This is a genomic window from Arthrobacter sp. K5 (assembly GCF_040448525.1).
In the GTDB taxonomy this organism is placed as follows: domain Bacteria; phylum Actinomycetota; class Actinomycetes; order Actinomycetales; family Micrococcaceae; genus Arthrobacter; species Arthrobacter globiformis.
The window spans coordinates 56,151-69,240 of record NZ_CP159280.1 but is presented as its reverse complement, the minus strand read 5'-3'; the positions used below and the strand labels follow the sequence as shown (position 1 = coordinate 69,240).

Here is a 13,090-nt window from a genome sequence, read left to right as displayed (position 1 = left end):
TGCGACGCGCACCCGTCAAGGTCCTTTGTGAGAGTCCCACTAGCAGTTCACCTCCAGGATCCCGACATGACGGTGGCCGGAAACCGGCAGTGTATTCGTGCTCATTTATGCTCCTTGCTCAGGCTTGGTGTCGGCTCAGCAGACTGGTATATACGGACCAGATGAGTGAAATGGAACCTGTCCAACTCCGGTGTTACTAGATTTCAGCGGCGGTATTTGCGCACCGCTCCGTGCCTCACGGCATCCCTTCAAGTCTGTGATTCATGTCTCTATCGTCGACGGAGGCGTGATAACTGTCCAATGCCAATTCCTTCTAGGGTGATAACCTGAGGTCATCATGGACTACACGGATGTCATGCATTTCCTGGCTGTCGCCGAGGCAGGGTCGGTTCGGGAAGCGGCGGAAACCATGCACATTTCCCAGCCTGCTGTTTCCCGCCGGGTGATCTCACTTGAGCGCCAACTTGGAGTGCAGCTGTTTCACCGGACGCCCTCCGGGATGATCATCACACCCGCAGGCGACCACCTCCGGGAGATGGCCCTAGACATGCGCAACCGCATCCGCAGAGCGGAGGGCGTCATGGAGGCATTACGCTTTGGCACCCGGTCGTTCACGTTGACCTGTCCGGAAATGACAGCTCATCACTTCATTGCCCCCTACATTGCGGAGGGCGCACCGGTTGCCGCTATCCGGACGGCCATACCGTCAGAGGTTTACGGGGAGCTGAGGAAAGGCGCGGACGTGGCCATTAACACCTCCGAGCCGCCGCCCAATTTGGCGGCACATACATTGAGTTCAACATTGATCCAGGTCCAGTATTCAGGGACCCCACCGTTTCAAGTGAAGAACGGAAACGCTGAGCTGGCCGATGTCGTGCGATATCCGGTGTTGCTGCCGGGGTATGGCAGGGCGGTAGAAAGCCAAGTTCGGCTAACGGCCGATCGGGCCGGTCTCGACCTTAGTTTGGCGACGACAACCACGGACCCCATCATTGCTCAGGCGATGGCGGCCGCTGGCAGAGGCAATGCGGTCGTTATAGAGCCTGCCGCCTACAACCTGCAGCACGCTTTCGTTGTGCATCAGGGAAAACCGCTCGTCGTACACTTTTTCGCCGCCTGGGACCCGGCCCACTATGCGTCTGGGGAAATAGAAGATTTCGTTCACGAACTGACGACTTGGTTCAAGCGATTAACTCCTTTCCCCGCGCACGAAGCCCGCACCACCGGTCAGGATTGAGTGCAACCGGGCCACGCGCGGCAAGCGCACTGAACCTTCGATACGCTCCCGTAAGCGGCAGGATCGCGTCACCCCGCTTGGATGTCCCGTTTGAACGTCTCGGGAAGCCACTTCAGCAGCATGGGAACGGCGATCAGGGCCACAACAGCCATGTACCAAGCTGCCGACGTAGAGGTCCCGGTGGAACTTGCCATCGCCGCCGCGATCAGCGGCCCAGGACCGGCGACGAGGGCAAGACCCAAGTTGTATCCCAGTGCACTGCCGCTGGACCGGGTTGAAGCCGGGAACAGTTCAACGAGCAGAACTACGTTGGTAACGCTGCAGAGTGACTGGCAGGCGCCGAAGAGGATCAGGCCGGCCACGATTGCGATGCCGTTACCGGTGCCCATGAGCAGGAACGACGGAATGGACAGCACCACGAAGCCTACGGTGCCAAGGATATTCAGGCTGCGCCGGCCGTAGCGGTCTGACAGGATTCCGGCCAGAGGGCACATCAGCAGGTAGATGAACAGGCCGGCCCCGCTAAGCATCAGGGCCGACGCACGGTCCAAGCCCAGTGAGGTGGTCAGGTGGTTGTTCATGTATGTGGCCAGGTAGTAGATACCGAGTCCGGAGACACTGGAGAACGCGAAGGTAATGAGGATTGGTTTGAGGCCCTTGGTGCCGGCCTTGGTCAGCGGGGAACCGGCCACGCGCTGTTCCGACTTCAGTCCCTCGAATACAGGCGTGTCGCCAAGCTTCATGCGAATGTACAGCCCCGCCAAGGACATGGGGGCAGCCAGGAGGAACGGCAGCCGCCAGCCCCAGCCCGACAGGTGCTCCGGGGAGAGGGCGGAGCTGAGTCCGAGCGCGACGAAACTGCCAACGATGAACGCCAGCGCTGCTGTTCCGGAGATGAGGCTCGCATACAGGCCCCGCTTGTTGTTCGGCGCGCTTTCCACCAGGTAGGCAGCGGAACCGCTCCACTCACCACCTGCTGCGATGCCCTGAACGCACCGCAGCACGACCAGCAGAACCGGGGCCAGGAGGCCTGCCACAGTGTACGTTGGCAGCAAACCCATCACCGTGGTGGCGCCGCCCATAAGCAGCACCGACCACACCAGAGCTGCTTTCCGGCCGTGTTTGTCGCCGATAGGGCCCAGGATGAAGGCACCCAAGGGCCTCATGATGAAACCCACGGCAAAGACGGCGAAAGCGCTCAGCAGGGACAGGATTGGCGTGCTCTCGGGGAAGAACAGCTTCCCGATAATGCTGGCAAAGAAGCCATATACGGCGAAGTCGAACCATTCCATGAAGTTGCCGACTCCGACCGCGAGGGCAGTCTTGCGGCGCGTTGCCGGAGATATTTCCGTACTGACCGGGAGTGTGGTGCTCTGCATGAACACGAACCTCTCTGTTGACTCCTGTTTCGGGCATGGATTGGCCTCCGCCCCTGTTGCGAGCAAGGGACGGAGGCCAAGTGGTGAGGCGATGGCCCCCGCTCGGCAACGCGCGGGCCATCGGGCTTAATCCTCGTAGGGGTTGGGAATGGCGATGTACTGCGCGGTGGTGTATTCAGCGAGGCCTTCGGCGCCGCCTTCCCTGCCCAGACCCGATTGCTTGACCCCGCCAAATGGTGCCGCGGCGTTGGAGATGATACCGGCGTTGAAGCCGACCATGCCGAACTCGATCTGCTCGGCGACGCGGAGCATCCGGGCATGGTCACGGGTGAACAGGTATGACGCCAACCCGTACTCAGAGGCATTTGCCAGGCGGATGGCTTCGTCCTCGGTCCGGAACGTCGTCACCGGCGCGACCGGGCCGAAGATCTCACTCCCCAGAATCGTCGCGTCGTGTGGCACGTTCGCGAGCACGGTGGGTGGATAGAAGTAGCCTGCGCCGTCGACAGGTGCCCCGCCGGTGGCGACGGTGGCGCCCTGTTCCACGGCTTCGGTAACAAGAGCGTGGATGTCCTTGCGGGCACCGGCGTCGATCACGGGTCCCACGGTGGTACCTGGGTCAGTACCGCGGCCCAAGGTCAGCGCGCCCATGGCTGCGGCGAACTTCGTCGTGAATTCCTCCGCCACGGCCGAATGGACAAGGAACCGGTTGGCGGCGGTGCAGGCCTCGCCCATATTGCGCATCTTCGCTGCCATTGCACCCTGCACTGCCTTGTCCAGGTCGGCGTCGTCGAACACGATGAAGGGGGCGTTGCCTCCCAGCTCCATGGAGGTCCGCAGCACGTTCTGGGACGCGTCTGCGAGCAGGCGACGACCGACCGGCGTCGAACCTGTGAACGAGACCTTCCGAAGGCGAGAGTCGCGCATCAGCGGCCCTGAAATGGCTGATGCGGAAGATGAAGCCACGACGTTCAGCACGCCAGCTGGCAGACCGGCTTCCTGCATGACCTGCGCGAACAACAGCGACGTCAATGGGGTGAATTTGGCGGGTTTGAGCACCATCGTGCAACCGGCTGCAATGGCCGGGGCGACCTTGCGGGTGGCCATGGCCAGTGGGAAGTTCCACGGCGTGATCAACAGGCACGGGCCCACCGGCTTGCGCTGGACCAGGATCTTATTCTTTCCCTCCGGAGAGGTGAGGTAGCGGCCGTAGTCCCGGACAGTCTCCTCCGAGAACCAGCGGAGGAACTCTGCCCCGTAAGTCACTTCGCCGCGGGCCTCTGCCAACGGTTTGCCCATCTCCAAGGTCATCAGCAACGCGAAGTCTTCAGCCCGTTCGGTCACCAGGTCAAAGCCGCGGCGCAGGATCTCGGCCCGTACCCGCGGGGCTGTCCGCGCCCAGGAGGACTGAACGGCATCGGCGGCATCCAGGGCCGCCATCGCGTCGGCGCTGGTGGCATCCGCGATTTCCAGCAGGGTCCTGCCCGTTGCGGGATCTTCAACGGCGAACGTCCCACCGCCGCTCGCGTCGCGCCACTGGCCATTGATCAACAGGCCGGTAGGAATGGTGGAGAGCAGCAGTCGCTCCAGTTCAGGTGTGACGATAGCCGTTTCAGGCATGTGTGGTTCCTTCCAGGGCAAGTGAGTCGAGTTCCCTGCCGTCGTGGTCCGGTTGGAGCTCGTCGAGGATCGGCAGGAGATGGGTCTTAAACAGTGGGTAGTTCTCGGCCATCGGGAAGTGCCCGATGTCTTGCATTGCACCACCCTTTGCTCCCGGGATTTCGGCGATCGCGGCTGCCGTGTCGGCAGGTGTGCAGGCATGGTCGTATTCGCCGGTCAGGAGGTAGACAGGGCATGCTTCGGTGTCAATCTCATGCCCCCTCCCCCGCAGGTCAAGATCCTGGGAGTAGAAGTAAGTGTCACCGCGGTAGATGCCCGGACCCCCTTGGCTGTAGATCCACCACACCTCGCGGCGGGAGAGCTCAGGACTCTGCGGCGCCATAAGGCTCGAGGTCCAGGTCGGTACGGACTGCTGGGCGTTAACATCAGGACGCAGGGACCAGTCCTGGAACCGCCCGTTAACTTTGAGCGCCCCGGACAGACCAATGACTGCACCTATCTCGTCAGCGTGCCTGCGGGCCAGCTCCAGCACAAGCGAACCGGCCATCGAGCAACCGATAACCATGGGCTGCTGAAGGTCCAGCGCCGCTGCGAAGTCACGGACCACGGCGACATAGGCATCAGCAGTAAGCAAGTATTCTTCCTTCCACCATCCTTCGGGGGGGAGGGATCGTCCGTGCCAGGGAAGGTCGAAGGCCACCACACGGAAACGGCTGGTGATCTCCGGATCATTGAGCAGGTGCCGGAACTGCCGGGAATCTGCTCCTGCCGTGTGAAGGCAGAGCAGCACCGGCCCGCTGCCGGCTTCTTCGAAGTAGATGCGCTGGGCGCGGCCTGAAGAGGTGAGGTTCACGTAGCGGCCGACAACGTCTTCGATCATTGCTGCCGGGGTCTCAGTGCTGGACATGAAGGGCCTTTCCGAGGTCCACGAGTCGTGCGAGGACCCTGAGGTTGCGAACAAGTTCGACGTCGGAACCGCCCACCGTGACGTCGGGGCTGTTTTTTGCGAGGGCGAGCAGGTCATGGTGCTGGGGTTTCGGCTGAGGATCGAACACCTGCCCCCAGCCGGCCTGCGTAGCCGAAATGACGATATGGTCCCCGGGCAAATCCTTCCAGGGGGTTAGCACGAGGGTCGCGTCGCGGAAGTTCAGCGCCACGCGCCAGTTTCCCGGTGAGACAGCATCTATCCAAAAGTCGCTGTACTTGCCGATGACCTGAATCTCGCCATCAGCCTGTACCGCGTTGGCGAGATGGGTAAACCACAGGTCCGAAATGACGGGGGACGTGTTGTTAGTTGAAGTCATGAACAACTTTCTGCGTTCGGGCAGCGGACTGAGGGTGTTCAGGCCGGGGACGGAAGTCCCCGGCTTTCCCCGGAGAGATCCTTCAGATGGTCAGTTCGTCCACTCGGGCGATGGCATTGCCGTTCTTGCGCCGGACTGTCTTGGCGGTGGCGATGGCTATGAAGCCAAGCACAGCGGAGATCACCATGTACCACGCGACCGCGTTGCTGGACTGGTACTGCTGGATTAGCAGGGTCGCGATGATCGGCACGGGGGCGGAGGTCACAATGCCGCCGAGCTGGTATGCAAGGGACGTGCCCGTGTAACGCACCTCGGTGGGGAAGAGTTCGGCCGTAAACCCAGAAATCACTCCATAAGAGACGCCATGGAGAATCGGCAGAGCGATGACCAGGGCGGCCAGGATTCCCCAGAAGGTGCCGGTGCTAAAGAGAGCGAAGACCGGGAATGCTCCGGCAGCCACAAGGACGCAGCCGGTCAAAAGCACCTTCTTCTGGCTGTGCTTGTCAGCAAACGTCGCGAAGAACGGCAGAGTGAACACTTGGAGCGATGCCGCGATCATCAAGGCGACGAAGATCGTGCCGGACGGAATGCCGAGTTGCTTGGGGCCATAGCTAACCAGGAACACGGTGGCGATGTAGAACGTGAAGTTCGGAGCGAAGCCACACAGGATGCCGTGCATGAGGGAGCGCTTGTGGGACTTGAACACCTCCAAGGCGGGAACCTTTGGAACCTCGTTCTTTTCCTGGATTTCAGGAACTCAGGTGATTCCGTGACTTTCAGGCGGATCCATAGACCCACGACCACGAGCAGGACAGATGCGATGAACGGGATGCGCCAGCCCCAAGCCAGGAGTTGGTCCTGCGGCATGAGGGCAATGAGGGCAAACGTACCGCTGGAGAGCACGGTGCCAGCCGGGACGCCGGCCTGAGGAAAACTGGCAAAGAAGGCACGCTTGTTGGCTGGCGCGTGCTCCAGAGACATGAGCACTGCACCGCCCCATTCACCTCCAACGGCGAAACCCTGCAGGAAGCGGCAGACCACCAGGAGGATCGGGGCCCAGATGCCGATGGTGGCGTAGTTGGGGAGCAACCCCACCACCAGCGTTCCGAGGCCCATGGCCAGAACGGACCAGACGAGCATCTTTTTCCGGCCGATCTTGTCGCCGAAGTGGCCGAAGAAGGCCCCGCCGAACGGGCGGGCGATAAACGCCACCGCAAACGTGGCAAAGGAGGCTAGGGTGCCTGCAAACGGGTCAAGGGTGGGGAAGAACTGGCTGTTCAGTACCAGGACAGTCGCTGCGCCGAAGATGTAGTAGTCGTACCACTCGATGGTGGTGCCGATAAAGCTAGCCATGGCGACCTTCACCGGTGAAGGTCGCGACGCCAGTGTCGCTGATGATGCGCCCATAACGCTCACCTTTCAAAACAGAGTACGGGTCCGGCTTTCGCGGGATGGTCATAAGACCGTATTACGGTGTTATGAGCTTAGGGGGTGACGTGCCACACGTCAACCGCCGACGTGGAAAGCAAAAAAAGCCCCGCCCGCCACAAGGGCGGGCGGGGCTTTCCGATGGCACCGGGTCAGCCGGCGTGAAGTTTTCGCATCTCACCGAGCGCCGCCTCGGCCGCGTTCCGCACATGCTCTTCGCACGCTTCTCGGGCTTCGTTCGGATCGCGATTGACAGCCGCCGCGGCCGTGATGCGGGTAATCTCGGCAACGGTTCGGGCATCCCGGCCGGGCGCGGCCAACGAAAGCGTACGGAGCATCTGTGTCCGGGCATTCACGCTGCGCAGCATGCGGGCGATCTCGGCATTTCCAGTGCCTTCCAGCAGAACGTCATAGTAACGATCCTTCGCTGCCAAGCGCTGTTCGGGGTCGCCAGAGGCCACGGCGCCCTTGACTTCACTGAGCCTGGCGACCAGCTCGGTGCACTGCGCGTCGGTGGCCCGTTCGGCGAAAAGGCTACCTGCCAGCGATTCAAGCGCACGGCGCACTTCATAGAGGCTCTCGGCGTCATGAATGCTTAGCGTAGCGACCTCGGGGCCCCGATTCGGGACCATAGTCACAAGGCCCTCGGATTCGAGCTGCCTGAGGGCTTCGCGCACAACCGTCCGGCTAACGGAGTACTTCTCGCACATCACCGTTTCCACCAGTCGCTCACCGGGTACGAATTCCTGGGCAACGATGGCGCGGCGCAGCGCGTTGACCACTTCCGTCCGGAGCGGAGCTGCGGTCCTGCGGATGGCATCGATAGTCATAGCATTCCTTCTTGAGGGTTTCACCATCATACGCGAAAACCGGCAATTTGGGACTGGACATGCTGAGTGGTATTACTGTAATACTGGATTAGTACGTAGCCCAGGTCACAAGAATTAGTCCGCCGATAGCGGCGGGGACTGGAGTAGGACGATGAAGTTCAGAGGAGCGGTTCTGGAAACGATCGGGGCGCCGACGCCCTGGGAGAACACCACCCCCATCAATGTGGCCGAACTGACCCTCGACGCGCCCGGACGCGGCGAACTGCTCATCCGCATGGAGGCCGCGGGCGTGTGCCATTCGGATCTCTCGCGCGTCAGCGGCGTGCGTGAATGTGCGGTCCCCATGGTGCTGGGCCACGAAGGATCGGGCATCATCGAGGAACTCGGGGAAGACTGCGGCGAGTTGAGGGTGGGTCAACGAGTCACCATGACATTTATGCCACGCTGTGGCGAGTGCGCCGCATGCACTTCCAGCGGGTGGGCACTGTGCCTCGAGGGAACTAAAGCCAACGCTGAAGGTACGCTGCTTCACGGCGAACGCCGTCTCCGGATTGACGGCCAGCCGCTTGACCACCACGGCGGGGTCTCGGCCTTCGCCGAGTACGCCGTCGTCGACAAGCATTCTGTGGTGCCGCTGCCTGAAGGCGTGCCCGCCGATGTTGGCGCCCTCCTGGGCTGCGCTGTCCTGACTGGCGGCGGTGCGGTTATCAATGCGGCAAAGGTCCGTCCGGGTGAGTCCGTTGCCATCATCGGCATGGGCGGCGTGGGCCTCGCGGCTGCTCTGGTGGCCAAGGCTGTCGGCGCCGGTGAGGTCACTGCTATCGACATGCTGTCCGCCAAGCTGGAAACATCGTTGGAAATCGGCGCAACTGCCGCCTATACGCCGGACGAAGCCGCCGCCGCAGGACTGAAGTTCGATGCTGTTATTGAATGTGTGGGCAACCCGGCGGCGCTTTCCGGAGCCATCAACCTCACAAAACCGGGCGGCCGGACTGTGACAGTCGGCCTTCCCCGCCCTGATGCGCGGCTGGAGATTTCCCCGTTGAGCCTTGTCGTGGAAGCCAGGCAGCTCATCGGGTCCTACATGGGCTCAGGTATTCCGTCCGAAGACATCGCCCGGTACGCACAGATGTACCTCGACGGCATCCTGCCGGTGGAAAGGCTCATCACCGGAACCATCGCCCTGGAAGACATAAACCACGCCATGGATCAACTTCGTGAAGGCAAAGTCATCCGCCAGATCATCAACCTCAAGGAAAGGGCCTCGTGAATTTTACCGATCAGACCGTCATTGTCACCGGTGCTGGAAGCGGAATTGGCCGGGCAACTGCCCTCCGATTCGGTGAGCTCGGCGCGAACGTAGCAATAGCGGACAAGAACGAAGCTGCCGCAGCAGACGTAGCGGCCGCAGCAGGTGCGAAGGCCTTGGCCGTCACCGTCGACGTTAGCGACTCGGCCAGCGTACGCGCAATGGTGCAGACCGTCGTAGACAACTTCGGTGGCATCGACGTCCTCTGCAACAACGCCGGCTTCGGCTTCCCCGGAAGCGTCCTGGAGATCGATGAGGACAACTGGGACCGCCTCATGTCCGTCAACCTCAAAGGCGTGTTCCTCTGCTCCAAGTACGCCATCCCAGAGCTCGCCAAGACCGGTGATGGCAGAATCGTGAACACTTCCTCCTACACGGCAGCCGTGGGAATCCGCAATCGCGCCGCCTACGTAGCCTCGAAAGGCGGCGTCTCGGCGCTGACCCGGGCCATGGCCCTGGACCACGCGGACCAAGGAATCAGGGTCAACGCAGTTGCCCCTGGAACCGTCAATTCGCCCTACTTCGACAAGATGATCAGAGAATCCGAGGACCCGCAGCAGCTCTTGGACGAACTCAACGGCCGTTCCCCCATGCACCGCATGGGCCGACCTGAAGAAATCGCCGAAGCCATCATCTGGCTCGCCGCCAAAGAATCCAGCTTTGCCACAGGGTCCGTCCTGACGATCGATGGAGGAACATCAACATGGTAGAAATCCAACACCATGCCTCCCTTTTCATAGGGCTCGGCAACATGGGCCGCCCGATGGCTATCAATTATGCGGCCGGGCGGGAACTGTTCGTCTACGACACAAATCCCGTGGCCGCCGCCGAGGTAGCGGCGGCAACCAACGGCATCGCGTTACCGGACCTGGAATACATGCCCTCGCACGTCCGGACCGTAATACTCATGCTCCCCAACAGCCGCATCGTCGAATCTGTGCTCCGCACCAGTCCCGGTCTCTTCAAACGGTTGCCCGCAAGATCTCTCATCATCGACATGAGCTCCTCCGAGCCCGAAAGCACGGCTGCCCTCGCGGCCGAGGCTGCAGCTATTGGTATTGATTATGTTGACGCACCGGTTTCCGGCGGCGTCGCCAAGGCCGAGGTGGGAAAGCTGGCCATCATGGTCGGCGGCGACAGCACCGCCGTCGAACGCGCCAAACGTCACCTCCGCCCCCTCGGCGAGACCATCACACACGTGGGCCCGGCAGGCACCGGCCACGCAGCGAAGGCCCTGAACAACCTGCTGTCAGCCACCAACCTGGCAGCCGCAGCCGAGATCCTCAGCGTTGCAGCCACGGCCGGAATTGCCCCCGAAAAGATGCTTGAGGTCATCAACGGCTCCACCGGACGCAGCCAGGCATCCGAGTTCAAGTACCCGCGGCACGTCCTGACGGGAACCTTCGACTCCGGATTTGCCATGGACCTGATGCTCAAGGACCTCAGGATCGCCACGAACCTCATCTCCCAGCAATCCGCTGAGGCGCCAATCGTGCTCACCGCCCAGGCAACGGCCGAGAAAGCCAGGGAACTGCTCGAAAGCGCCCAGCCCGACCACACGGAATTCGTCCGCTACTACGAAAAACTCAACGGAACATCCCTGCGTGCCGGCTGATTGACCGCAGAATTGAAAGGACCCCAGCATGACTATTGACCTCAACGACCAGACCACACAGGCGCAGGAATACATCGACGAGATGGCCCGCAGCCGCGGCTACGTCCTCGACTACCACAAGGTCATGGCCAAGCACGATTTCCCTGTCCTGCAAGCAGCCAACCACGTCGTATCCGCCGCCTATCTGGACCAGCGCACTTTGGATCGCAAGACAAAGGAGCTCATCTTCATTGTGAGCCTCACCGTGATGCGGGCATCCAAGGGCCACATCCAGTCCCACATCCGCGTTGCCCTTGACCTCGGAGTCACCCCGACCGAGATCCTCGAAGCCATCGAAATCTCTCTGCCTGAAGCCGGCGTCGTCGCATTCCAAGCCGGTTTCGACGCATGGCGTGAGGTCATCGGTGCAGACGGAATCGAACCAACCGTGGAGGTCCACGAGGGTGGCAATGGCGCCTCCTAAGTATGACGGCGGTTACCGGGTTGTCGCCGTACGCGTCGGCACCCTGGCCACCGAACGCAGCCATGTCTTCCTCAATTACCGGCTATACGGGGAAGATGACGGACCGGCCACGGTGGACTACTACTTCTGGGTCGTCCAAGGACCGGATACAACGATTGTTGTAGATACGGGTTTCAGTGAGGACGCCGGCCGCAAGCGCGGCCGGACTCTGCTTCTCGATCCGGCCGAAGCCCTCGCCCAGCTCGGGATAGATCCGGAAGCTATCGAAGACGTTATCGTCACCCATGGCCATTACGACCACATTGGAAACCTTGGCCTATTTCCCAACGCCCGGATCCACATGGCCGAGGCCGAATATAGGTTCTGGACCTCACCTACCTCCGGGCACATTCAGTTCTCCTTCTACTCGGAAGAAGGAGAAATCGATCAGCTTCGCTTGGCTGAGACCGAAGGAAGGCTCAAGTTGTTCTCCGGCGAAACTTCGCCGGTTCCAGGAATCAGGCTGGTGGAGGTTGGCGGGCACACGCCGGGACAGGCAATTGTCTATGTCCCCACATCGGAAGGCGAAGTGCTCACGGCTTCCGACGCCGTCCACTTCTACGAAGAGCTCGAACGCGACATGCCCTTCACCGCCGTCAGCGACCTGCCAACCATGTATGACGCCTTCGCTTTTATCCGCAGGGAAAAGCAGGAACGCGGACTCACCGTCATCCCTGGCCACGATCCGGACGTCCTCACACGCTTCCGGGCGTGTCCAGACCTTCCCGCTGGAGCCGGAGTAGTCATTGGCGGGACCCCTTCAACAAACAAGGAGACACCATGACCAGCACATTCAACGTCGTAGCCCGGTACCGGACCAAGCCAGGCAATACCGAAGAGGTCCTCAAGCACCTTAGGAACATGGCGGCTGAAACCCGCAATGAACCCGGGAACATTTCTTACGAGTTTTTCCGCGGAGTCGAGGACGACAGAAAGATTGTCATTCTTGAGAGCTACAACACCGCCGATGACTTCGAACTCCACCGGCAAACGCAGCACTTCCTTAAAATCGGTGCGACCCACATCATTCCCGAACTCGAGTCGCGGACCGTTTCCACGTATGTGACCGCCAACAGCCCTGCGGAAGCACCGTAAGAAGCACCGCGGATTCACACCAACCTCCCCGCCGTCGCCCGGACCAGCCCGAACTGGTCCGGGCTTCACTCTGTGCAGGCCCGCCCCGGTGTACGAAATCCGTCGGCGAACCATACCCGGCTGCTGCCGACGCCATCACCCACCGGCTCCATGGTTTGGGTCGCCGAACGGGACTGCCAAAGCCTTGTCCCTGACCTCCGAGCCGCTTCGCCGAGGTAAGGGACGGTCGGCGATCTTCGTCCCAGAACCGACCCGACAGGACATTCCCATGAAGGCCGTGCGAACCGAAAAGCCGACCATGCCCGCGTTGCTGGTCACCCCGGCAGCGGCCCGCCGGATCGGCCTCGTTAAAGTTCGTGCCATCTCATAGAACCGCAGACAGACCCTGGCTCGGACTTCTCCGGCGTTCTAGCTGAAGATATCGATAACCACTTGAAACGCGGTACATCGGGTCCGTCGGCGACCTTCGTCGTGCCTTGCCTTGCTGGACCCGGGAGCGGTGCTTGGTCACTTTCGCCAACCACCTTCGACGTCCGGGATGTTTGCAACAGAGCACTCGTGAAGATCTTGGGGTTTGAACTGTTCTTCGACCCTGGCCCTTTCGGGCGCGACCTCGCCCTACTGCTCCTTATGACAGCGAGCGGCGACCTCGAAGCCCGCATGTCGCGATTGTCCTGCCGTGGACGGAGAGGGACTGGGCGCTCGACCAATTGGACAACGGGGGTTGGCGGAAAACTCATCCTCACAATCGGCCGTTGACAGGTCACTGCC

14 protein-coding genes are annotated in these 13,090 nt (G+C 61.4%); 7 read left to right on the top strand and 7 right to left on the bottom strand.

The window, feature by feature from the left end; translation table 11 throughout:
• Positions 1-337 precede the first annotated feature (337 nt).
• Positions 338-1,237, top strand: coding sequence for a LysR family transcriptional regulator (locus ABRP34_RS22720; RefSeq protein ID WP_353713602.1), 900 nt, complete (start codon positions 338-340; stop codon positions 1,235-1,237).
• 68 nt (positions 1,238-1,305) lie between these two features.
• On the opposite strand, the gene ABRP34_RS22715 is transcribed toward ABRP34_RS22720, so the two are convergent.
• The 7 genes from ABRP34_RS22715 to ABRP34_RS22685 all read right to left on the bottom strand — a co-directional run bounded on the left by ABRP34_RS22715 (position 1,306) and on the right by ABRP34_RS22685 (position 7,798).
• Positions 1,306-2,616, bottom strand: coding sequence for an MFS transporter (locus ABRP34_RS22715; RefSeq protein ID WP_353713601.1), 1,311 nt, complete (start codon positions 2,614-2,616; stop codon positions 1,306-1,308).
• Between the two features lie 126 nt (positions 2,617-2,742).
• Entirely contained in the window at positions 2,743-4,236 is a 1,494-nt protein-coding gene (locus ABRP34_RS22710; RefSeq protein ID WP_353713600.1) for an NAD-dependent succinate-semialdehyde dehydrogenase, read from the bottom strand.
• Positions 4,229-5,143: an alpha/beta hydrolase gene (locus ABRP34_RS22705; RefSeq protein ID WP_353713599.1), complete on the bottom strand. Its 915-nt coding sequence runs from the start codon at positions 5,141-5,143 to the stop codon at positions 4,229-4,231. Before ABRP34_RS22705 ends, ABRP34_RS22710 begins: the two co-directional genes overlap by 8 nt.
• The gene (locus ABRP34_RS22700; protein ID WP_353713567.1) at positions 5,130-5,540 is read right to left on the bottom strand and encodes a hypothetical protein; all 411 of its coding nucleotides are present in this window, start codon (positions 5,538-5,540) and stop codon (positions 5,130-5,132) included. The genes ABRP34_RS22705 and ABRP34_RS22700 overlap by 14 nt, the downstream gene beginning before the upstream one ends.
• A gap of 82 nt (positions 5,541-5,622) precedes the next feature.
• Positions 5,623-6,165 (bottom strand): MFS transporter, encoded by a 543-nt coding sequence (locus tag ABRP34_RS22695; RefSeq protein WP_353713598.1) that lies wholly within the window; start codon positions 6,163-6,165, stop codon positions 5,623-5,625.
• The gene (locus ABRP34_RS22690) at positions 6,099-6,893 is read right to left on the bottom strand and encodes an MFS transporter (RefSeq protein WP_353713597.1); all 795 of its coding nucleotides are present in this window, start codon (positions 6,891-6,893) and stop codon (positions 6,099-6,101) included. The genes ABRP34_RS22695 and ABRP34_RS22690 overlap by 67 nt, the downstream gene beginning before the upstream one ends.
• 227 nt (positions 6,894-7,120) lie before the next feature.
• Positions 7,121-7,798, bottom strand: coding sequence for a GntR family transcriptional regulator (locus ABRP34_RS22685; protein ID WP_353713565.1), 678 nt, complete (start codon positions 7,796-7,798; stop codon positions 7,121-7,123).
• A gap of 151 nt (positions 7,799-7,949) precedes the next feature.
• Here ABRP34_RS22685 and ABRP34_RS22680 point away from each other — a divergent pair, with 151 nt between their 5' ends.
• The 6 genes from ABRP34_RS22680 to ABRP34_RS22655 are packed head-to-tail and all read left to right on the top strand — an operon-like array spanning position 7,950 to position 12,319.
• The gene (locus tag ABRP34_RS22680; RefSeq protein WP_353713564.1) at positions 7,950-9,068 is read left to right on the top strand and encodes a zinc-binding dehydrogenase; all 1,119 of its coding nucleotides are present in this window, start codon (positions 7,950-7,952) and stop codon (positions 9,066-9,068) included.
• Positions 9,065-9,817, top strand: a complete 753-nt coding sequence (locus ABRP34_RS22675) for an SDR family oxidoreductase (protein WP_353713596.1) — start codon at positions 9,065-9,067, stop codon at positions 9,815-9,817. The genes ABRP34_RS22680 and ABRP34_RS22675 overlap by 4 nt, the downstream gene beginning before the upstream one ends.
• Positions 9,811-10,722, top strand: a complete 912-nt coding sequence (locus tag ABRP34_RS22670) for an NAD(P)-dependent oxidoreductase (RefSeq protein WP_353713563.1) — start codon at positions 9,811-9,813, stop codon at positions 10,720-10,722. The genes ABRP34_RS22675 and ABRP34_RS22670 overlap by 7 nt, the downstream gene beginning before the upstream one ends.
• A 28-nt stretch (positions 10,723-10,750) precedes the next feature.
• On the top strand, positions 10,751-11,185 hold the full coding sequence (locus tag ABRP34_RS22665; RefSeq protein WP_353713562.1) for a carboxymuconolactone decarboxylase family protein: 435 nt from the start codon (positions 10,751-10,753) through the stop codon (positions 11,183-11,185).
• Positions 11,172-12,008: an N-acyl homoserine lactonase family protein gene (locus ABRP34_RS22660; protein WP_353713595.1), complete on the top strand. Its 837-nt coding sequence runs from the start codon at positions 11,172-11,174 to the stop codon at positions 12,006-12,008. The genes ABRP34_RS22665 and ABRP34_RS22660 overlap by 14 nt, the downstream gene beginning before the upstream one ends.
• Positions 12,005-12,319, top strand: coding sequence for an antibiotic biosynthesis monooxygenase family protein (locus ABRP34_RS22655; protein WP_353713560.1), 315 nt, complete (start codon positions 12,005-12,007; stop codon positions 12,317-12,319). The genes ABRP34_RS22660 and ABRP34_RS22655 overlap by 4 nt, the downstream gene beginning before the upstream one ends.
• Positions 12,320-13,090 lie beyond the last annotated feature (771 nt).

Bases quoted from the DNA above. Each gene is read 5' to 3' on its own strand.
- ABRP34_RS22720 (WP_353713602.1), top strand. From the start codon at position 338: ATGGACTACACGGATGTCATGCATTTCCTGGCTGTCGCCGAGGCAGGG.
- ABRP34_RS22715 (WP_353713601.1), bottom strand. From the start codon at position 2,616: ATGCAGAGCACCACACTCCCGGTCAGTACGGAAATATCTCCGGCAACG.
- ABRP34_RS22710 (WP_353713600.1), bottom strand. From the start codon at position 4,236: ATGCCTGAAACGGCTATCGTCACACCTGAACTGGAGCGACTGCTGCTC.
- ABRP34_RS22705 (WP_353713599.1), bottom strand. From the start codon at position 5,143: ATGTCCAGCACTGAGACCCCGGCAGCAATGATCGAAGACGTTGTCGGC.
- ABRP34_RS22700 (WP_353713567.1), bottom strand. From the start codon at position 5,540: ATGACTTCAACTAACAACACGTCCCCCGTCATTTCGGACCTGTGGTTT.
- ABRP34_RS22690 (WP_353713597.1), bottom strand. From the start codon at position 6,893: ATGGCTAGCTTTATCGGCACCACCATCGAGTGGTACGACTACTACATC.
- ABRP34_RS22685 (WP_353713565.1), bottom strand. From the start codon at position 7,798: ATGACTATCGATGCCATCCGCAGGACCGCAGCTCCGCTCCGGACGGAA.
- ABRP34_RS22680 (WP_353713564.1), top strand. From the start codon at position 7,950: ATGAAGTTCAGAGGAGCGGTTCTGGAAACGATCGGGGCGCCGACGCCC.
- ABRP34_RS22670 (WP_353713563.1), top strand. From the start codon at position 9,811: ATGGTAGAAATCCAACACCATGCCTCCCTTTTCATAGGGCTCGGCAAC.
- ABRP34_RS22665 (WP_353713562.1), top strand. From the start codon at position 10,751: ATGACTATTGACCTCAACGACCAGACCACACAGGCGCAGGAATACATC.
- ABRP34_RS22660 (WP_353713595.1), top strand. From the start codon at position 11,172: ATGGCGCCTCCTAAGTATGACGGCGGTTACCGGGTTGTCGCCGTACGC.
- ABRP34_RS22655 (WP_353713560.1), top strand. From the start codon at position 12,005: ATGACCAGCACATTCAACGTCGTAGCCCGGTACCGGACCAAGCCAGGC.